This window comes from Rhodococcus sp. 06-1474-1B (assembly GCF_002258885.1).
Classification (GTDB): Bacteria; Actinomycetota; Actinomycetes; order Mycobacteriales; family Mycobacteriaceae; genus Rhodococcoides; species Rhodococcoides fascians.
The window spans coordinates 93,282-113,318 of sequence record NZ_NOYR01000023.1 but is presented as its reverse complement, the minus strand read 5'-3'; the positions used below and the strand labels follow the sequence as shown (position 1 = coordinate 113,318).

The window sequence follows — 20,037 nt, the reverse complement described above, 5'->3', positions numbered from 1 at the left end:
TTCAGTGTAACGCGTCGATCGGCCATATTCATCCCGTTAACGGCCGGCAGGTCCCTGCGCCGCGGCTGCACCGGCGTCGGACTCGACTCGATCCACTACTGTCCGCAGCATTCGACGAGCAACGGCCCTGCGTACGGGCAACGACGCGTACCACACGGCTCGCCCGGCCAATCCGCGAGGAAAGAACACGAGTCGCTGTTCGATCGTCGGCTGCTTGGCGGTGCCACCGACCGTGAGATCCAACCACGCCTCTCCTGGCAGCCGTCGCGACGACTTCAGCCGGGTGGTGTGTTCGGTTCCCGAGGCGGACGCATCCGGCCCCGTGGCGTCACGGTGCCAATCGGCGAGCACCTCGGCGTCGGCCAATCGTTCGAGCGCGGGCCGAATGGTGCTCGAACGCGCGCCGCTTCGGGCCACCCGGGTATCGGTGTAGACGACCTCTCCAGCCCAATCAGGGTCGGAGGGAAGCGGATCCGACGGGGCCGCAGTTCCGGTGGCGTCGGTCCACCGTGTCTCGACTTCGCCGTCGTCGATCTTGCGTAGAGCCAGCCGCACCGAATCTCGGTAGCCCGTCAAGCCTTCGGCCGGACGTGGAACGACGGCGTCGATATCCATTTCGTGACCGACGGCGTCGTACTGCAACGATTCGATGAGCGGCATCGCCAATCCGCGCGGAATCGGCGTCACCAACCCGATCCAGTGACCGGCCAGGCGAGGCGTCAACACCGGCAGCACGATGATGCGACGCTGGCGCAGACCGGCCACGTCGGCGTAGATGTTCATCATCTCGCCGTACTGCATGACGTCCGGCCCGCCGATGTCGTACGTGCGGGACTCGGTGACCGGAGCGCTCGCGGCCCCGATGAGATAGTGCAGCACGTCGCGTACGGCAATCGGCTGAATACGGTTGTGCACCCACCGTGGGGTGGTCATCACCGGCAACCGATTGGTCAGGTGGCGAATCATCTCGAACGAGGCCGAACCGGACCCGATGACGACGCCCGCCTGCAGCACGATCGTCGGGACACCCGACTCGATCAGAATACGCCCGACCTCGGCGCGTGACTTCAGGTGTGGCGACAGCTCTCCCGTCGGCGGATGCAGGCCACCGAGGTACACGATGCGACCGACGCCGCAATCCGCAGCGACGGTGGCTACGTTCTCGGCGCTGTCGCGTTCGGTGTCGGCAAAATCGGAATGGCCCGCGGTGCCCATCGAGTGCACCAGGTAGTACATGACGTCGACGTCGCTGAGCGCCTCCTTCAGCGACTCCCGATCACTCAGGTCACCCTGGACGATCTCGACGTCCGCCGCCCACGGAACGTTGTCGAGCTTGCTCGGGGTCCGGGCCAATACGCGAACCCGGTAGCCCTCTTCCAGCAGACGCGGTGCCAGACGACCGCCCAGGTATCCCGTGGCACCGGTGACCAGCACACGCGGCCGAGACGACGCGTTCTCGGATGTGGGGACATCGGAGGTAGAACCGGAAGCAGTCATAAACGGGTTCATTACCCGTGCGCGGGCAAGTTCAACCCGCGAGCGCGATCATCGCGATTGCCCCGAGCGCCAACGCCATTCCCACCTTCTGTAGTGCGCCGACCCGTTCGCCGAGCATCACCATCGCCAGCAACACCGTCGCAGCCGGATACAGCGAGGCGATGACGCTCACCAACGACAGCAGACCGCCCTCGTACGCGTAGATCATCGCGGCGTTGGCGACCACGTCGAGCACGCTGACGAACGCGGCAAGTTTGAGCACGCTGCCGTGGGGCGGTGCGAAATGCCCCGACGCCAACGCCACGGCCCAGACCACCGCGGTGGCCGATGCGCGGGACGCCGCGAGGGGCCACAGCCCACTGCCGTCACCGATCTGATGCAGGAAGATGAAGGCGAAGGCGAACGTCACACCCGACCCGACCGTAAGCCAGGCCACGGTGCGGGTGAACTTCATGTCGCGGCCGCCCGCGACCTCGCCGGTCACCTCGTCCGGTGACTCCTTGCTGACCAGCACGACGGCCACCAGGGCAACGGCGATGCCCACGAAGGCGATGACGCCGGGACGCTCACCCATCGACAACCCGACCAGAACCGGGATCCCGGCGACCAACACAGCCGTCACCGGGGACACCACAGCCATCGGCCCGGCCGCGAGCGCCAGATAGAACCACCACACGGCGACGCCGCCCGCTACACCCGACGCCAGGCCCCACAGCATCGCGGGGAGTTCGATGGTCCCGCCGACGAACGGAGCGACGAGCAACACGATGACGAGCGACAGCGGGTAGGACACGATGACCACCCGCAGGGCTGCGACTCGACGGGACGCGACACCGCCGACGAAATCGCTCACCCCGTAGCCCACGGCAGCTACCAGAGCGAGCAGGACAGCGGTCAGCGCATGCCCTTCACTCGACGCCCGAGCTCACGAGTGACTTCGCGTTCGGCGGTGCGCTTGGCCAACGACTGCCTCTTGTCGTAGTCCTGCTTGCCCTTGGCCAACGCCAGTTCGACCTTGACCTTGCCGTCCGAGAAGTACATCGACAGCGGCACCAACGTCAGGTTTCCCTCCTTGACCTTCCCGGCCAGGCGGTCGATCTCGCGACGATGGAGAAGAAGTTTGCGGTTTCGACGCGGCGCGTGGTTGGTCCAGCTTCCGAGTGTGTATTCCGCGATGTGCAGCCCGCGCAGCCAGATCTCGCCGTCGTCGACGGTCGCGAAGGCGTCGACGAGGGAGGCCTTGCCGTCGCGCAGGCTCTTGACCTCGGTGCCGACGAGCGCGACTCCGGCCTCGACGACGTCGAGTATGGAGTAGTTGTGCCGTGCCTTGCGATTGGTCGCAATGGCCTTGCGGCCCTTCTCTCTCACTGCAGGGCCCTTTCTCGAGCGTTCGATGCGTGACGCCGCCTCATCGGCAACCGCTCCAGCATAGAACCGATCGGCAACCGAATTTATTCGCGCACGTAGAGGCGCAATGTGATGTAGGCGGTGACCGCCGCCATTCCCACTCCGACGAGTGCCAGGAACGGCGAGACCAACAGCACGTCACTGTTCGATATCCGGGCCAGAATATTGGCTTGATAGACGTCGGAGAGGACGTCGTCGATGAACATGTTCTTCGCGGTGAACAGCCCGGCAATCGCCAGCGCCGAACCGATCAGAGCTGCGACCACGGCTTCGAGGAGGAACGGCAGCTGGGTGTACCACCGGGTGGCACCGACCAGCCGCATGATTCCGACCTCGGTTCGTCTGGTGAACGCAGCGATCTGGACCATGTTGGCGATCAGGAGGATCGCAGCGATCGCCTGCACGGTGGCAATCGCGAACGCTGCGTTGCGTACTCCGTTCAGGACGCTGAACAACCGCTCCACCAGGTCTCGCTGGTTGAGCACGCTCTGCACACCCGGACGGTTCTCGAAGTTGTCGTTGATCACTCCGAATCGCTCCGGGTCGCTCAGACGCACCTTGAACGAGGCCGGGAAACTGTCGGCACTGACCAACTCGGCCAGTTCGGGTTGGTCCTTGAACACTCGCTCGGTCGCATCCTTCACCGCGTCCTCGCGGTTGAGGTACTGCACCGAGACCACGGAGGGTGTGTTCTCGAGATCCGAGCGCAACGTAGCGCACGTCTCCTGGGCACAGTCTGCGTCGGTGGCAGAGATGTCGTCGGTGAGGAAGATCTGCACCTCCACCCGGTCGAGGAAGATCTGCTGGGTCTTTCCTGCCATCTGCACCACGAGCAATCCGCCGCCGAACAGACCGAGGGAAATAGCGGTCGTCAAGATCATGGCGATCGTCATGGTGATGTTGCGGCGAAGCCCGGTGAAGACCTCACTGAAGATGAAACTTGCGCGCATCGCGGAATCCGAGCCCTTCGATTCGTTCGGTCGAGAAGTCTGAGCGGTCGAGTTCGGTGGTCGGCGTCAGCGGCCGACGCCGTAGACCCCTCGGGCCTCGTCACGAACGACTCGTCCGTTGTCCAGTTCCACGACGCGTCGACGCATGGAATCGACGATGTGGTTGTCGTGGGTCGCCATCAGCACGGTGGTTCCGGTGCGATTGATGCGCTCGAGCAGCAGCATGATGTCCTGGCTGGTGTCCGGATCGAGGTTTCCGGTCGGCTCGTCGGCGAGCAGCACCAGCGGTCGATTGACGAACGCCCTGGCGATCGCCACACGCTGCTGCTCACCACCGGACAACTCGTTGGGCAGACGGTCGGACTTGCCGCCGAGTCCCACCAGATCCAGCACCTCGGGAACAGTGCGCTTGATCATCGATCGAGGCTTGCCGATCACCTCGAGCGCGAACGCGACGTTTTCCACCACGGTCTTCTGCTGCAGCAGTCGGAAGTCCTGGAACACGCACCCCATGCTCTGTCGTAGCCGCGGGACGCGACGAGCAGCGAGCCGGTTGACGTGAAAATCCGCTACGTGGATATCGCCGGACGTCGGCGTCTCTTCCTTGAGCAGTAAGCGCATGAATGTCGACTTACCCGAACCCGAGGGCCCGATCAGAAACACGAACTCGCCTTTGTCGATGGAGACCGTCACCTTGTCCAGAGCGGGCCTGGTCGAGGTCTTGTAGGACTTGGACACATTCGAGGTGCTGATCACGGGTCGCCAGTGTAGTCCTTACCCGCCGGTAACCGCCGGAAGCGAGCGGGTGCCGCGGCGAGTCCCGAGAGCCGGTAAAGAGTGCGTCAGCGCGACGACGTCGGTGCAGGCCGGGACGGGATGAGCGACTGAATCGCCGGCGGGATGGGCACGCCGAACGGGGCAGTCGTCGTGGTCGGCGGGGCGGTGGTCGTCGTCGACTGGGTACCGGTGTCGTCGGCGCTCGTCGACGACTCCGGCTCGGTGGTCGTGCTGGGTGTAGTAGTGGTCGACAGACGGGAAGGGGTCGGTACGTACGTCTGCGATTCGCTCGGTTGCGTGAGCTCGTCCGGGCTCACCGCAACCGGCCCCTGAACCGCTTCCCCGTTCCTCTCGGCGATATCTGCGCTGACCTGCCCGTACAGCAGAGCGGTGAGCACGAAGCAGATTCCGAACGCCACGGTGGAGGTTCGGACGCGGCCGTAGATCTTGGCCGGAATGCGCCACTGCCGCCAGTTTCGTTGCGAGCGTTCGGTTCCGGTATCGGGTGTACTCACTGGTCTTCCGTTCGATCTCGTCCCGATGATTCCGGTGCAACTCCGGCCGTGCTGACGTCGGGGGCAACGTTGATGCCCTCGGGCTGCAGCGCAGCGGCAACTCTCACACGCAGCTCTCGTCCCACCTGGAATTGCTTGCCCGGCAACGTCCGCGCGACCAAGCGCACGTTGACCTGCCCCACCTCGATGCTCTCCACGCCCATCACGGTCGGTTCGTCGAGTAGGAGCGGACGCAAGTGTGAATCTGCGAACGCATCGCGGCCGACCGCGCGCAGCAGCGCATTCACCTGAGTCAGATCGGCGGTACTGGGGACCGGAACGTCGACGACGGCGCGAGCCCAATCCTTGGACAGGTTGATCGCCTTGACGATCTGCCCGTTCGGCACGGTGATGACCTCGCCGTCGACGCTACGGACCCGCGTCACTCGGAGCGTGACGTCCTCGACGGTGCCCTCGGCATCCTCGGCGGAGCCGTTGACGGCGATCTGCACCACGTCACCGAAGCCGTACTGGCGCTCGGTGATGATGAAGAAGCCGGCCAGGATGTCTTGCACCACGCGCTGAGCACCGAAGCCGAGGGCTGCACCGATGACAGTTGCGGGTGCCACGAGTCCACCGACCCCGAAGCCGAACCGGCGCAGCACCTCGATGGTGACCAGGATGTAGATGAGCGTGACCAGCACCCAGGTGATGACCTGAGCCAGGGCATGACGGTGTTTGGCGGCCTCCGACCGGACGAGCGCGTCGCTGTGCTGGTAGTTCTGGTCGATGCGGGCAGTGATTCGAGATCCGGTCCACGTGACGAACCGCGCGGCCAGTAGCCCGCCGAGGATGTACAGCACGATTCCGAGGCCGTTGAGCTTGACCTCGGGCGTCACGTTGAGCCAGGCCGTCATCGGTTACTGCTCCCCTCGCATTCGCCAGCGAATTCCCGATTCCAGGAAGCCGTCGATGTCTCCATCGAGAACAGTAGACGGATTGTTGACCTCGTACTCGGTACGCAAATCTTTGACCATCTGGTACGGGTGCAGCACGTACGAGCGCATCTGATTACCCCAGGAGCTGCCGCCGTCACCCTTGAGCGCGTCCATCTCGGCCCGCTCTTCCTTGCGCTTGACCTCGAGCAGCTTGGCCTGCAGCACGCGCATGGCCGACACCTTGTTCTGCAGCTGCGACTTCTCGTTCTGGCAGGTCACGACGATTCCGGTAGGAATATGCGTCAACCGGACGGCGGAGTCGGTGGTGTTGACCGACTGCCCACCTGGCCCGGACGAGCGATAGACGTCGACCCGAATGTCGTTCTCGGGGATTTCGATGTGGTCGGTGGTCTCGACGACCGGAAGCACCTCGACCTCCGCGAACGACGTCTGGCGTCGACCTTGGTTGTCGAACGGGCTGATCCGGACGAGCCGGTGCGTACCTTGCTCGACCGACAGCGTTCCGTAGGTGTACGGCGCCTTGACGGCGAACGTCGCGCTCTTGATTCCGGCCTCTTCGGCGTAGGACGTGTCGTAGACCTCGACGCCGTACCCGTGCTTCTCGGCCCAGCGGATGTACATGCGCATGAGCATTTCCGCCCAGTCGGCGGCGTCGATTCCGCCGGCACCGGAGCGAATGTTCACGAGGGCGTCGCGGGCGTCGTACTCACCGGACAGCAGCGTTCGAACTTCCATGGCAGCGATGTCCTCTCGGAGCGAGGCGCGTTCGGCGTCGGCGTCAGCGGTGGCGGATGCGGCGGCCTCGCCCTCTTCGCCCTCGGCCAACTCGTACAGAACCGGCATGTCCTCGAGCCGCTGCCGGAGCTCCTCGACGCGGCGCAGTTCGGCCTGCGCATGGGAGAGCTGACTGGTCACCTGCTGAGCGTGTTCCTGGTCGTTCCACAGGTCGGGTGAGGCGGCCTGATGTTCCAGCTCGTCGATGCGTCGCCGCAGCTCCTCGACGTCGAGAACGGACTCGACTGTGGACAGAGTGGTGTCGAGCTCGGCGAGGTCTGCAGAAACGTCGGGATGCACGAGAGTCAAGGTTACCGGCACACGAACCCGTCCCCGACCGCCCCCGAAGACGCATGGTCATCCAGGGGTTCGAACCGTGCTGATTCGAACCCTGTTCGGGCACCTCGTCCGCTGTTAGCTTTCGACGAGTCGGCATATGCGCACGTCGACATCCCTGCCGCCGCACGGTGCCAGCGACATTCGATGGACAGAGGAGTCTCGTATGACCGCCACCGACCAGTACCTCGAGAACAACAAAGCATACGCCGCCCAATTCGACGGTCCCCTACCGCTGCCGCCGTCGAAGCACATCGCGGTGGTCGCGTGCATGGACGCCCGGCTCGACGTCTACCGGATTCTCGGCCTGGCCGACGGGGAAGCACACGTGATCCGCAATGCGGGTGGGGTGATCACCGACGACGAGATTCGTTCTCTGGCCATCAGCCAGCGTCTACTCGGCACCAAGGAGATCATTCTGATCCACCACACCGATTGCGGCATGCTCACGTTCACCGACGACGAGTTCAAGAACGACCTCCAGGAAGAAACGGGTCTGAAGCCCAACTGGGCTGCCGAATCGTTCCCCGATCTGAACCGCGACGTTCGGCAGTCCTTGGCGCGCATCGAGCTCAGCCCGTTCGTCACGAAGCACGAGTCGCTTCGCGGGTTCGTCTTCGATGTTGCCACCGGAAAGTTGAACGAAGTCACCGGATAGGCCCGGCCACCCATATTGCCGCGTACGAATAGGCCCGTGCGCGGCGATAGTCTTCTGCGGTGACCGACTACTCTGCCGATCTGCATCTCGCCCTCCGGCTCGCCGACGAAGCCGACGTCATCACCCGTGGACGATTCCTCGCCATGGACCTGACGGTGGACTCGAAGCCGGATCTCACACCGGTCAGCGACGCAGACCTGGCCGTGGAAACGATGATTCGGGCGGAGCTCGGTTCGGAGCGTCCCGACGATGCTCTGCTCGGCGAGGAGTTCGGTGGCACGGCTACGTTCAGCGGCCGCCAATGGGTCGTCGATCCGATCGACGGCACCAAGAACTTCGTGCGCGGCGTACCCGTGTGGGCAACGCTGATCGCGCTGCTCGAGGACGGCGTCCCCGCAGTCGGAGTGGTCAGCGCCCCGGCGCTGCATCGCCGATGGTGGGCCGCCGAGCAGCTGGGATCGTGGACGAGCGTCGGCGACGAAGCCGCCCGTCGAATCAACGTGTCGAAAGTCGATTCACTGGCCGCGTCCAGTCTGAGTTTCTCCAGCCTGTCCGGCTGGGCCGACCTCGGAACCAGAGACCGCTTTGTCGGACTGACCGATGACGTGTGGCGAGTCCGCGCCTACGGCGACTTCTTCTCCTACTGCCTGCTCGCCGAAGGAGCCCTCGACATCGCCGCCGAGCCGGAGGTCTCCCTGTGGGATCTGGCGGCACTCGATGTTCTGGTGCGCGAGGCGGGCGGGACGTTCACCTCGCTCGATGGACGCGTCGGGCCGCACGGCGGGAGCGCGGTAGCCACGAACGGGCTGCTGCACCAGGACATCCTCGGCCGCCTCTCCCCCGCTGTGTGATTCGGTCGGCACTCACCGGAGACGGACCGTGAGAGCAGCGCGGAGTCAGAGGACTGCGGCCAGGACCAGGGCCAGGAGCGGAGTGATTCCCTGCACGAACGCGGGCCGGAAGTACTTCGCTCCGCCGGTGGCGAGTACCAGAGCCGCGCCGACGATGCTGGCGCATGCGAAGTAGACGATCGCGTCGCCGGCCGAACCGCCCACGATGAGGCCGACCACGATGCCGATGCCGAGAAACAGGTTGTAGAACCCCTGATTGAAGGCCATCGGTTTGGTGATGTCTGCGTCGTTCTGACTGGCGACACCGAACTTCGCCCACACGGCCGGCTTGGACCAGAGCACGCTTTCCATGACGAAGATGACGACATGGAGTACCGCGGCGAGGGCGGCGAAGACCTGAGCTATCGGATGCACAGGAAACAGCCTGTCACATCGGTACGACGCAGGATACGAAAGACCCGCCACGGTGTCGTGCGCCACCAGTACTTACTCGACAGTAGACAGCTAACTTACTCGGGAGTAAGATCTGTGAAGTCCGTGCCCGACGCCGAGGAACTGGTGATCATGAGCAAGCAAGACAGTGTGGTCGACGCGAAGGCCCCCAAGGTGCCCCGCGATACTTCTGCGGTTGGCCTCAACCCGTTCAAGAGAGATGCGATCGGAACCGCCATGCGCGTTCTGACGGCCATCACCGGGTCCGAACTGGCGGAGAAGTACAACCTTCGACAGACGATCGACCGCGTTACGTACGAGAGCACCAAGACCGGGTTCAAGACCCTCGGCGCTGCCAACCGTACGTTCGCCAAGGTCACCGGAGGCGGCAAGCCCAAGCGTCTCGACGACGGTGCCGCGAAGAACCTGAGCTACTTCGACCTGACCCCCGACGACGAGCAGCGCATGATCGTCGAAACGGTCAAGGAGTTCGCCGAGGAAATCCTCCGGCCGGCCGCCTTCGAGGCCGATCACAACGCCTCCTCGCCCGAGGACCTGGTCCGCCGATCCGCCGAACTCGGCATCACGCTCATCAACGTCCCCGAGGAGCTCGACGGTGCCGCCAGCGAGCGCGGTGCGGTCACCAATTCCCTCGTCGCCGAGGCGCTCGCCCACGGCGATATGGGCCTGGCCCTGCCGATCCTCGCGCCCAGCGGTGTCGCTGTCGCCCTCACTCAGTGGGGAACGGATGCGCAGCAGAAGACGTACCTTCCGGCATTCGTCGGCGAGAAGGTGCCGAACGCAGCAGTGGTCGTCAACGAGCCCCGCGCACTGTTCGATCCGTACGCGCTGCAGACCAAGGCAGTGCGCTCGCCCAGCGGATACAAGCTCAACGGAGTCAAGAGCCTCGTACCCGCGGCCGGCAGCTCGGAGCTGTTCGTCATCGCGGCGGAACTCGAAGGTCGCCCGACTTTCTTCATCGTCGAGTCCGACTCCAAGGGCCTCGTCGTCGAAGCGGATCCGAGCATGGGTCTGCGCGCCGCGGGCCTGGGTCGCCTGATCCTCACCGACGTGGCAGTGCCCGAGTCGGCTCTGCTCGGTGATGGTGACGCCGACCAGCGCGCCGCCGAGTACAGCGCCGCCATCGGTTTGGCCCGTCTGGGCTGGGCCTCCTTGGCCGTCGGTACGAGCCAGGCCGTACTCGACTACGTCGTTCCCTACGTCAACGAGCGCGTCGCGTTCGGCGAGCCGATCAGTAATCGCCAGGCCGTGGCCTTCATGGTTGCCAACATCGCGATCGAGCTCGACGGCATGCGGTTGGTCACGCTGCGTGGCGCGTCGCGAGCCGAGCAAGGCCTGTCGTTCACTCGTGAATCGGCCCTCGCACGCCGCCTGGCGTCCGAGAAGGGAATGCAGATCGGCTCCGACGGTGTGCAGTTGCTCGGTGGACACGGCTTCACCAAGGAACATCCGGTCGAGCGCTGGTACCGCGATCTACGGTCCGTCGGCGTCGCCGAAGGCATCGTTCTCATCTAGCTCGCCGCCCCGAATTCCATGGCACTCACCCAAGGACACACACGATGATCAATCTTGAACTTCCCAAGAAGCTTCGGGCGCAGGCGAATCAGGCTCACCAGGTCGCTGCCGAGATCTTCCGCCCCATCTCCCGCAAGTACGACCTCGCCGAGCACGAGTACCCGGTGGAGCTCGACACCATGGCGTCCATGGTCGAAGGCATGTCCGACGCCGGTGGCGAAATCGGCGGAGCGGCCGGTGGCCGTGAGAAGGACAGCGAGTCGGCCAAGCCCAGCAAGACCGCGAACTCCAACGGCGGCAACATGTCCGCTCTGGTGAACGTCATCGAGACCTGCTGGGGCGACGTCGGCCTCACGCTGTCGATCCCGTACCAGGGACTCGGCAACTCCGCTATCGCCGCGGTTTCCACCGACGAGCAGCTCGAGCGCTTCGGCAAGGTGTGGGCTTCGATGGCCATCACCGAGCCCAGCTTCGGCTCGGACTCCGCAGCAGTTACCACCACCGCTGTCCTCGACGGCGACGAGTGGGTGCTCAACGGCGAGAAGATCTACGTCACCGCCGGTGAGCGTTCCACCCACATCGTGGTGTGGGCAACGGTCGACAAGTCTCTCGGCCGCGCGGCCATCAAGTCGTTCGTCGTCCCGCGTGACGCTCCGGGCCTGTCGGTTGCCCGCCTCGAGCACAAGCTGGGCATCAAGGCGTCCGACACCGCAGCCCTGCTGCTCGAGGATTGCCGCATCCCGAAGGACAACCTGCTCGGCACCGCCGAGGTCAACGTCGAAAAGGGCTTCGCGGGCGTCATGCAGACGTTCGACAACACTCGCCCTCTGGTTGCGGGTATGGCGATCGGCGTCGCCCGTGCCGCACTGGAAGAGTTGCGGTCGATCCTGGTCGATGCCGGAGTCGACATCTCGTACGAGACTCCCGCCTACAACCAGCACGCGGCGGCCGCAGAGTTCCTGCGACTCGAAGCAGACTGGGAAGCCGCGCACCTGCTCGCGTTGCGCGCGGCATGGATGGCCGACAACAAGGAGCCCAACTCGCTGCAGGCGTCGATGTCGAAGGCGAAGGCCGGACGCTCCGCAGTGGACATCACCCTCAAAGCAGTCGAGTTGGCCGGTACCTACGGCTACTCCGAGCGCCCGCTGCTCGAGAAGTGGAGCCGTGACTCCAAGATTCTCGACATCTTCGAGGGCACGCAGCAGATCCAGCAGCTGATCGTTGCCCGTCGCGTACTCGGAAAGTCCTCGGCCGAGCTGAAGTAAGCAGTGGCTCGTCATCGAGTCGGCACGTGATCGACAAGCGGCACCGGACTGTGCGTCCGGTGCCGCTTTCGTGCGCTTGAAAGAAATGTCGAGGGTCGGTGTCGATATCGTGATGTCTCGATCGTCGTCTTCGTGTACGGCGAATCGCGCCGCGACACCGAGGTACCGAGCCAAGGAGCGCACCATGAAGTACATCCTGTTGATCAACGCCGACACCTCCCCCGGTGCTGCACCCGGCTGCAGCAGTATGGAGGACTGGATGACGTACGAGAAGGAACTGAAGGAGGCCGGGGTCTACGTTGCCGGGCACGCGCTGGCCGACTTGACCACTGCTACCGCGGTACGCGTCGATCCGAGCACGGGCGAACGTACCGTTACGGACGGCCCGTATGCCGAGTCGCACGAGGTACTCGGGGGTTACGACGTCATCGACGTTCCCGACCTCGATGCAGCGCTCGAGTGGGCGGCCCGCTGCCCCGGCTCCAAGGACGGCGGCACCGTCGTCGTGCGCCCGCTCGCAGAATTCTGACGCGCGGGATCGTTGGGTGAGCGAGGTCGAGGTCAGTCGAACGATCGCATCGGTCTTCCGTGCCGAGCGCTCGATGCTGCTCGCGTCGTTGGTGCAGCGCTACCGTGACCTCGACCTCGCCGAGGAGGTGACGTCGGATGCCATCGAGGCCGCTCTGAAGCATTGGCCGATCGATGGCATACCGACCAAGCCAGGGGCCTGGTTGCTCACCACAGCCCGGCGCAAGGCAGTCGACCGCCTCCGACGCGATGAGACACTGGCTGCGAAAATGGCCGTACTGCAGATCGACTCGGACCGCGACAACCCGTCCGGCTCGAATGCGCTCGACGATCGTGTGCCCGACGATCGCCTCCAGTTGTTCTTCACGTGCTCCCACCCGGCTCTTGCTGCCCAGGACCGACTCGCCCTGACGCTGAGGTGTCTCGCGGGTCTGTCCACAGCAGAGGTGGCGCGCGCACTGCTCATCCCTCCTGCCACGGCTGCACAGCGAATAGTGCGGGCCAAGAACAAGATTCGCACTGGTCGCATTCCGTTTCGCGTTCCAGGACCGGACGAGCTGGCGGAAAGAGTGCCGATGGTGCTCGAGGTCGTCTACTCCATCTTCACCGAGGGGTACTCGGCGACATCCGGCGATGGAGTCGGACGCGTCGATCTTTCGAACGAAGCGATCGGTATGGGCAGAGTTCTGCACGCGGCTCTGCCGGGCACGTCCGAGGTGACCGGCTTGCTGGCGCTGATGTTGCTGACCGACGCCAGACGCCGCGCCCGGATCGACGAACACGGCGAGATCGTGCTGTTGGCCGATCAGGACCGGCGCGTATGGAATGCCGCGTTCGTCTCTGAGGGAACGGAACTCGTGAGCGAGGCCCTGACCCGCGGGCCGGCCGGCCCGTACTCCGTTCAGGCCGCCATCGCGGCATTACACGACGAGGCTGCTGACGCCGCGGGCACGGACTGGCCTCAGATCGTGGCCCTGTACGACGTGTTGATGGCACTCACACCATCACCGGTGGTCGCGCTCAACCGGGCCGTCGGCGTCGCAATGACCGAAGGGCCCGAGGCCGGGCTCGAGTTGTTGGACGCCATCGCCGCTGAGCCGGTCCTGCGCCGGTACCACCCGTTCGCGATGGCGAAGGCCGATCTGCTGCACCGACTGGGCCGGATGGACGAGGCCGCCGTGCACTACCGGAGAGCACTGGATTTCGCGCGAACGGCACCGGAGAAGCGTTTGCTGAGAAGACGACTGGCCGAGGTTGCCGACGCACGGGATCAGGCGGACAGCACAGCATCCACCTGATCGGCCGTCAGCGGTCGCTCTGCGTACACCAGTCGGATGGCCTCGGGATCGGGGTTGCCGATATCGGGTCCACGGGATACCAGCTTCAGGCCGGCGCGCTCTGCCACGCGAGCGGAGGAGAGGTTGTGTTCGAGAAGATATGCCACGACCGGCATTTCGGGCCGAGTTCGGTACGCGCACTCGACTGCGGATCACTGCAGATCTCGTACAGCGCGTCGAGATCTGCATCTGCAGGCTCGTCGAGAACCAGTCGTGGGGTCTTCATTCGCACACCGATGATCCTAGAGGGCTCGAGTCTGGTAGACCGGTGGTAGACGATCGAGCGAAGGGTGACAGTCATGGCCGAGTGGATCAAGAAGGTCGAAGAGAATGCAAAGGGCCTCATCGCAGAGGCAGAACAGGAACTGACGGCTCTCGAGGGCGCGGACACCGTCGACCTCACCGCAGACGAGCCGGAGGATGCTGCGACCACCGACGACGATGACATCGTCACCAGCGACGATGCACGGGAGCAGGTCTCGGACTGACGTCGGTGCCCGACCCCTCCGTGTCCGGCCGAAGCACTTGGTCCACCACGACGCACGACTGGTCGATGGACGTCGATCGAGATCACCTCTCGCAAATCAGAAGCCGCCCCGGTGAGTACGCGCCGGGTGGAGTGCTGCACCTGGTTCTCGAAGTCCTCGCGTATGCGGTGGACGAAGCCGAGGATCAGGGAGGCGGTCACGCGACCATCACGTTCGACTCGGACGGCACGATCGATGTAACGGACCTCGGACGAGGTACCGACACACAGTTCGACCGCGGACTCGCAATTCGCAAGCCCGTTGTGAGCACTGCAGATGTTCGATTCTTCGACCGGCTGGAGCCCGTGCTGTTGGCGGACGGACATGCCCGCCGCGGAATGTCGACTGTTGCAGCGCTGTCGGACGTGCTCGAGCACACCAACCGTCGCAGTGAGGGCTCGTGGACCCGTCGATACCAGCACGGGTTGCCCGCCACCGAATTGGTGTCGACTGCCCCTACGGATCGGACCGGTACCACGATCCGGTTTCGTCCCGATACGTCACTGTTTGCCGCAGATCAGCTGAGGCCGCACGATCTTCGCGCTCTGGTCGTCGACACCCAGTCCTTCACGGTCACGGTTCTGTAGATCTACTCGAACACGTACCAGCAGATGCTGTTTCTCCTGTGCTGGTCCTCCAACACCAGAGCCCGCACGCTGTCCGGCAGCTGTTCCCTCTGCCACTCATTTTCCGCATACGCCGCGGCGGTTGCGCTCGACGACGGTGCCGCAGCTCGAACTGCCTTGATGGCGTATGCCGCTGCTCCGAGGTCGTGTTCGGCCACGTGCGCCACGCATGCGGCCTGGCCTGCGGCGTAGGCGGCGAATCGAGCCGCTCCGCGAAGGGGACGCGCTGCGCCCATCGCGTGTCCGCCGAGGGCGCGGGTCTCCATCATCGGCAGCTCACCGCGTACCCACGCGCCGATCCCGTCGATGGCTTCCCGCGGTCTGGCGTCCGACGGAACCGAGCTCTCGAACAGGGGCAGCACGTGTTCGGCACAGGCAGCAGCCCAGAGCGCCAGGGCCCGATGATCGTCGTCGGACAGCAGTCCCCCGCGCCGGGCCGTGACGAGCCGGGGATCTCGAACAGCGGGCAGGATCATCCTCGGTCGCCCTCTTCGCACTGGCATCGGGCAGTCCAATGTGATTGCACGATGGCTATCAGAGCACAAAAAAGCCCGAGACCGTGTGGCCTCGGGCTTTTCGAGTGGTAGCGGGGACAGGATTTGAACCTGCGACCTCTGGGTTATGAGCCCAGCGAGCTACCGAGCTGCTCCACCCCGCGTTGCATCTACGAAGTTACCCCTGCGTGTACGACGAATGCAAATCACGTGACCACGGGGTGCTCGGTCCAGCCGATCAGGCTCGACGCACGGCCGAGCCGACCCGAACAGCACGTTCGCAGCCCCTCGAAATAGTGCTCCGGGTCTCTTTTCTTGCGTGTTTCGAGTCACATAACGGTCGGGTCACGAAGGTGAAACATTCCCGCCACAATGCGGCTCGAGCTGCACGAACAAGGGGGCCGATCCCACTATGTGGACGGGTCGCATCCCATATCCGCTCAGTGACGGTGAGTGAATCCTCGACTACCTTCACGGACGGCCCTAAACCGCTGGGCTTGCACCACCCCGCCGCTTCTTTCGCTCTGCCCCGCGGGTGTGGTCCCCAATACGTACGGGGGCAGAGCCGCGACGATACGAAGTGCCTGGTCGTCATCGCCATCACCACCGGCGTAACGATTCGCAGGCCAGTCGCGCCAGTCGAGCGCGGAGAGGATTCACCCCGCATGACCACTCAGAACAACTTCGGTAAGCGCGCACTCGGATTGGCCGCCATCGCCGGCGCAGCCGTCGCCATTCCGCTCGGCGTTTCTGCCGGAACCGCCAACGCAGCCCCCCACAACTGGGACGGCGTCGCACAGTGCGAGAGCGGTGGCAACTGGAGCATCAACACCGGAAACGGCTACTACGGCGGCCTGCAGTTCTCGCAGAGCACCTGGACGGCCAACGGCGGAACCGGCTCCCCGGCCAACGCCTCCAAGGCCGAGCAGATCCGCGTCGCGGAGAACACCCTGCAGAGCCAGGGACCGGGCGCGTGGCCCGTCTGCGGTCAGCAGCTGACCACCGGCACCTCGGCAGCCGAGCCCGAAGCAGCACCGGCACCGGCTCCTCAGGCAGCACCGGCACCGGCCCCCGCGCCTGCCGTCGCACCCGAGGTCGCAGCAGCTACACAGGCCGCTCAGGGCGCATTCGATGCAGCATCCAAGCTCGCCGACCAGTACGGCCTGAGCACCCAGTTCCAGCACTTCGCTGCTGCGAACGCTCCAGTGCTCGCGCCCATCGGACGCTGATTCACCGGCAGTTCGCTAGAACTGCCTCGTTCCGCTCGCAGTGGATGCCCAGCGCATCCGATGTAGCGAACAACGACAGAGCCGCCTCACCGATTCGGTGAGGCGGCTCTGTCGTTGCAGTCAACCCGGTGAAACCGTGCCGATCAGCTACCGGCCCCGTTGTACGCGTCGACCGCCTTCTGCAGGTTCTCCAGCGCGGTGCCGAGCTGCGCCAGGTTGCCGCTCTGCTGTGCAGTGCGCACGGCGGAGAGTGCGTCGTTCAACCCGGTGACAGCGGCGTCCCTGGTGGTCGACCCACCGGTGGACGGAGCCGGATTCGCCGGCGTCGAACCGCCCTCGGACGGGGTCGTCTCGGGTACGGCACCCGGCTGGGTACTGCCGTCGGTCTCCCCCGGCGCCGTGACGGTCCGTCCGGCACCGGCCCCGAATACCTGCTCGATGGCCTCGGGCAGCGTGGCGGCGTAACCGACACGACCCTCGTACGAGACCAACACCCGGATCAACTGCGGGTACGCCGACGCCTCGTTGGTGCGCGAGGCGTAGACCGGCTCCACATAGATCAGACCGCCGTTGCCCACGGGCAGGGTCAGAAGATTGCCGAACTCGACAGTGTTCTCCCGGCGCACGATGCCGAGGCTTTCGGAGACGTCCGTCGTGGTCGTCATCTGGTTCTGTACCTGATTCGGGCCCTGAGTGGACGTATCGGTCGGCAGCCTCAGCACGGTGATCTTGCCGTAGTTCTCCGGATCCGAATCCGCGCTGACATACGCGCCCAGCACTTCTCGGCGATACCCCACCAGCGCACTGGTCAGCTGGAACGAGGCCTGGTTCTCCTCGTTGGAGATATCGGACGCGACGACGTAGTACGGAGGCTGCTTGGCGGCCGTGTTCTCCGCGGTCGGGTCGGTCGGAACCTCCCAGAACGCGTTGTTGGTGAAGAACTCTCGCGGATCGTTGACGTGGTATTTCGTCAGCAGTTCACGCTGAACCTTGAACAGGTCCTCCGGGTACCGGAAGTGATCCCGCAATTCCGGAGACACCTCGCTCTTCGGAATGACCGTTCCGGGGAACACGCCTTCCCATGCCTTGAGCACCGGATCGTTCTCGTCCTGCTCGTACAGCTTGACGGTGCCGTCGTAAGCATCGACGGTGGCCTTGACCGAGTTCCGGATGTACGAGACTTCCCGGCTCGGCAGTGCGCGCGTCGTCGTCGACTCGATGCTGTCGGCAGTGGCATCCTCGAGCGACATCCGCTGGGCATACGGGAAGTTGTCCAGCGTTGTGTAGCCGTCGATGATCCAGACGAGCTTGCCGTCGACGATCGCCGGGTACGTCGAACCGTCGGTGGTGAGCCAGGGCGCGACCTTCTGCACGCGGTCTCGGGGATCACGGTTGAACAGAATCTTCGATTCGTCACCGATCACACTCGAGAACAGGATGTTGCGCTCGGCGTACTTGCTCGCGAACACGAGTCGGTTGAAGAAGTTGCCGACGTCGACACCCGCTGCACCGGTGTAGGAGTAGCTCTTGCTGTCCGTGTCGTACTCACGGGGTTCGCCGGCCGAGCCGACGATGGAGTAGTCGGCGTCGGAATTCGCGATGACCGGGCCGAAGTAGATGCGCGGCTGATCGAGGTCACCTGGGCCGTCCTTACGCACGGTTCCCTCGGCGTTGTTCTCGATCCAGTTCACCTGGTAGTTGGGATAACCGCCACGCCCGCCACTGGATTCGTCAGCGACAGCCTCGTCGACGGAGTTGGCAGGAGCAGCAACGAAGCCGTTTCCGTGAGTGAACACGGTGTGGCGATTGATCCAGTCACGCTGGTTCGCGTCGAGAGTCTGCGGTGAGATCTCACGCGCGGCGACGACGTAGTCGCGGAGGTTGCCGTCCGCGTCCGGGTAGCGGTCGACGGCCAGTGTGTCGGGGAATCCGTAGAAGTTACGGATCTGACGCTGCTGAGTGAACGTCGGCGCAAGGATGTTCGGATCGAGCAACCGGATGTTCGACATCGTGGCCGACTCCGATGCCACTTCGCTCGGGCTCAACGACGCTTCACCCGAATAGTCGCGGTACGAGACCACGTCATCGGTCAAGCCGTACGCAGACCTCGTTGCCGCGATGTTGCGCTCGATGTACGTGCTCTCCTTGTCGGCCGCGTTCGGACGAACCGAGAACTGCTCCATCACCAGCGGCCAGACGGCACCGATCAGGATCGACGACAACACCAACAGCGCTGTGGCCAAGGCGGGGATTCTGAGGTCACGAAGGAAGATGGCCGCAAAGAAGGCAATCGCGCAGATGACTGCGATGGCCAACAGAATCAGCTTCGCGGGCAGCACCGCGTTGATGTCGGTGAAGCTGGCACCGGTGAACGTCGGCTCCTTGCGACTACTCGACAACAACGTGTATCGATCGAACCAGTAGGCGATTGCCTTGAGCAGGACGAAGGTGCCGGCCAGCACAGCGAGCTGAATCCGCGCCGCGCGAGTGAGCGCTCCTTCTCGGCCAGCGAGACGAATGCCGCCGAAGACGTACTGCGTCACCAGATTTGCGAAGAATGCAACCAGGATGGCAACGAACAGCCAGTTCAGGATGAAGCGGTAGAACGGCAGATCGAACGAGTAGAACCCGACGTCCAGGCCGAACTGCGGGTCGGTCTGGCCGAAGTCGCCGCCATGCAGGAACAGCTGCACGGTGACCCAGTTCGTCTGCGCGATCATGCCGGACAGGAAACCGAACACGACCGGGATTCCGATGCCGAACAACCGCAATCGGCTCATCACCGTGGTGCGGTATCGAGCGATCGGATCGTTGGGTCCGGCCACTGGAACGAACACCGGGCGATTGCGGTACGCGACGACCAGCGCGCCGAAGACGATGAGCCCGACGACGACCGAGACGACGAGGAAGATCACCAACCGGGTCAACAGAGTGGTGGTGTAGACGCCGCGGAAGTCGACTTCTCCGAACCACAACCAGTTCGTGTAGATATCGATCAACCGCGGACCGATGAGCAGCAAAGCTGCTACTACCAAGGCCAATACGAGCAAGATCCGGCTTCGCCGCGACAACGACGGCATACCGGTGGGGGGCCTCATGCCCACGTGCCACACTCCAACTTCGGGCGACGCCGATGGCGCCGCAGATGACTGTCACGGCGCACCTCGCGTGCGCCGCATGTCCGTTTCGCCCTACTGTACGTACGTTGATCCTACGGCTGTGACGCCCGTACTGCGGCCCCGCCGGACCGCAGGTCAGGAGCATCGACATTCGTGGAACCATTCGGATGCGAGGATAGTGCGGTGAGCAACGACAGTGACGGACTGCCCGGCCAGGAACATTTCGGAGACGACTTCGACC

Annotated in this window: 21 protein-coding genes and 1 tRNA gene; 9 read left to right on the top strand and 13 right to left on the bottom strand. The window is 64.4% G+C overall.

The window, feature by feature from the left end; translation table 11 throughout:
- Positions 1-36: 36 nt before the first annotated feature.
- The 8 genes from CH266_RS10745 to prfB form a co-directional block, all read right to left on the bottom strand.
- Positions 37-1,497 (bottom strand): SDR family NAD(P)-dependent oxidoreductase, encoded by a 1,461-nt coding sequence (locus CH266_RS10745; RefSeq protein WP_255175887.1) that lies wholly within the window; start codon positions 1,495-1,497, stop codon positions 37-39.
- A 31-nt stretch (positions 1,498-1,528) separates the two neighbouring features.
- On the bottom strand, positions 1,529-2,383 hold the full coding sequence (locus CH266_RS10740) for a DMT family transporter (protein WP_072692108.1): 855 nt from the start codon (positions 2,381-2,383) through the stop codon (positions 1,529-1,531).
- An 8-nt stretch (positions 2,384-2,391) separates the two neighbouring features.
- Entirely contained in the window at positions 2,392-2,865 is a 474-nt protein-coding gene (gene smpB, locus CH266_RS10735) for an SsrA-binding protein SmpB (protein WP_027496576.1), read from the bottom strand.
- 83 nt (positions 2,866-2,948) lie between these two features.
- Positions 2,949-3,854: a permease-like cell division protein FtsX gene (gene ftsX / locus CH266_RS10730; protein WP_057474129.1), complete on the bottom strand. Its 906-nt coding sequence runs from the start codon at positions 3,852-3,854 to the stop codon at positions 2,949-2,951.
- 66 nt (positions 3,855-3,920) lie between these two features.
- Positions 3,921-4,610, bottom strand: coding sequence for a cell division ATP-binding protein FtsE (gene ftsE / locus CH266_RS10725; protein ID WP_027496574.1), 690 nt, complete (start codon positions 4,608-4,610; stop codon positions 3,921-3,923).
- Between the two features lie 86 nt (positions 4,611-4,696).
- Positions 4,697-5,146, bottom strand: a complete 450-nt coding sequence (locus CH266_RS10720; RefSeq protein WP_094715275.1) for a hypothetical protein — start codon at positions 5,144-5,146, stop codon at positions 4,697-4,699.
- Positions 5,143-6,042 carry a mechanosensitive ion channel family protein gene (locus CH266_RS10715; protein WP_027496572.1) on the bottom strand — a complete coding sequence of 300 codons (900 nt, stop codon included), beginning with the start codon at positions 6,040-6,042 and terminating at the stop codon, positions 5,143-5,145. Before CH266_RS10715 ends, CH266_RS10720 begins: the two co-directional genes overlap by 4 nt.
- A 3-nt stretch (positions 6,043-6,045) precedes the next feature.
- A complete protein-coding gene (gene prfB / locus CH266_RS10710) occupies positions 6,046-7,158 on the bottom strand; it encodes a peptide chain release factor 2 (RefSeq protein ID WP_027496571.1) in 1,113 nt (370 codons plus the stop codon).
- 202 nt (positions 7,159-7,360) lie between these two features.
- Between prfB and CH266_RS10705 the strand changes: the two genes are divergently transcribed.
- Both CH266_RS10705 and CH266_RS10700 read left to right on the top strand, forming a co-directional pair.
- Positions 7,361-7,852 carry a beta-class carbonic anhydrase gene (locus CH266_RS10705; protein WP_094715496.1) on the top strand — a complete coding sequence of 164 codons (492 nt, stop codon included), beginning with the start codon at positions 7,361-7,363 and terminating at the stop codon, positions 7,850-7,852.
- A gap of 59 nt (positions 7,853-7,911) precedes the next feature.
- Complete coding sequence (locus tag CH266_RS10700) at positions 7,912-8,703, top strand: inositol monophosphatase family protein (RefSeq protein WP_094715274.1); 792 nt, start codon at positions 7,912-7,914, stop codon at positions 8,701-8,703.
- Positions 8,704-8,748: 45 nt separating this feature from the next.
- Here the strand turns inward: CH266_RS10700 and CH266_RS10695 are convergent, their stop codons facing one another.
- A complete protein-coding gene (locus CH266_RS10695; RefSeq protein WP_094695466.1) occupies positions 8,749-9,117 on the bottom strand; it encodes a DUF1304 domain-containing protein in 369 nt (122 codons plus the stop codon).
- Positions 9,118-9,261: 144 nt separating this feature from the next.
- On the opposite strand from CH266_RS10695, the gene CH266_RS10690 reads away from it, so the two are divergent.
- The 4 genes from CH266_RS10690 (at position 9,262) to CH266_RS10675 (ending at position 13,762) form a co-directional block, all read left to right on the top strand.
- On the top strand, positions 9,262-10,671 hold the full coding sequence (locus tag CH266_RS10690) for an acyl-CoA dehydrogenase family protein (protein ID WP_032366564.1): 1,410 nt from the start codon (positions 9,262-9,264) through the stop codon (positions 10,669-10,671).
- Positions 10,672-10,715: 44 nt separating this feature from the next.
- Positions 10,716-11,936: an acyl-CoA dehydrogenase family protein gene (locus CH266_RS10685; protein WP_032366333.1), complete on the top strand. Its 1,221-nt coding sequence runs from the start codon at positions 10,716-10,718 to the stop codon at positions 11,934-11,936.
- A 184-nt stretch (positions 11,937-12,120) separates the two neighbouring features.
- Positions 12,121-12,465, top strand: a complete 345-nt coding sequence (locus CH266_RS10680; protein WP_094715495.1) for a YciI family protein — start codon at positions 12,121-12,123, stop codon at positions 12,463-12,465.
- A gap of 16 nt (positions 12,466-12,481) precedes the next feature.
- Positions 12,482-13,762 (top strand): RNA polymerase sigma factor, encoded by a 1,281-nt coding sequence (locus tag CH266_RS10675; RefSeq protein ID WP_255175886.1) that lies wholly within the window; start codon positions 12,482-12,484, stop codon positions 13,760-13,762.
- Here CH266_RS10675 and CH266_RS25375 read toward each other — a convergent pair.
- Complete coding sequence (locus CH266_RS25375; RefSeq protein WP_155288460.1) at positions 13,735-13,908, bottom strand: hypothetical protein; 174 nt, start codon at positions 13,906-13,908, stop codon at positions 13,735-13,737. The genes CH266_RS10675 and CH266_RS25375 overlap by 28 nt on opposite strands.
- Before the next feature lie 192 nt (positions 13,909-14,100).
- On the opposite strand from CH266_RS25375, the gene CH266_RS10665 reads away from it, so the two are divergent.
- Positions 14,101-14,289: a hypothetical protein gene (locus tag CH266_RS10665; protein ID WP_032366331.1), complete on the top strand. Its 189-nt coding sequence runs from the start codon at positions 14,101-14,103 to the stop codon at positions 14,287-14,289.
- Between the two features lie 65 nt (positions 14,290-14,354).
- Entirely contained in the window at positions 14,355-14,915 is a 561-nt protein-coding gene (locus CH266_RS10660; RefSeq protein WP_094735034.1) for a hypothetical protein, read from the top strand.
- Between the two features lie 2 nt (positions 14,916-14,917).
- Here the strand turns inward: CH266_RS10660 and CH266_RS10655 are convergent, their stop codons facing one another.
- On the bottom strand, positions 14,918-15,430 hold the full coding sequence (locus CH266_RS10655) for a putative immunity protein (RefSeq protein WP_032391566.1): 513 nt from the start codon (positions 15,428-15,430) through the stop codon (positions 14,918-14,920).
- A 105-nt stretch (positions 15,431-15,535) separates the two neighbouring features.
- A tRNA-Met gene (locus CH266_RS10650) sits at positions 15,536-15,612 on the bottom strand.
- A 501-nt stretch (positions 15,613-16,113) separates the two neighbouring features.
- Between CH266_RS10650 and CH266_RS10645 the strand changes: the two genes are divergently transcribed.
- Positions 16,114-16,677, top strand: a complete 564-nt coding sequence (locus CH266_RS10645) for a transglycosylase family protein (protein ID WP_094715271.1) — start codon at positions 16,114-16,116, stop codon at positions 16,675-16,677.
- Positions 16,678-16,820: 143 nt separating this feature from the next.
- On the opposite strand, the gene CH266_RS10640 is transcribed toward CH266_RS10645, so the two are convergent.
- Positions 16,821-19,781, bottom strand: coding sequence for a UPF0182 family protein (locus tag CH266_RS10640; RefSeq protein ID WP_027496560.1), 2,961 nt, complete (start codon positions 19,779-19,781; stop codon positions 16,821-16,823).
- Positions 19,782-20,037: the final 256 nt, after the last annotated feature.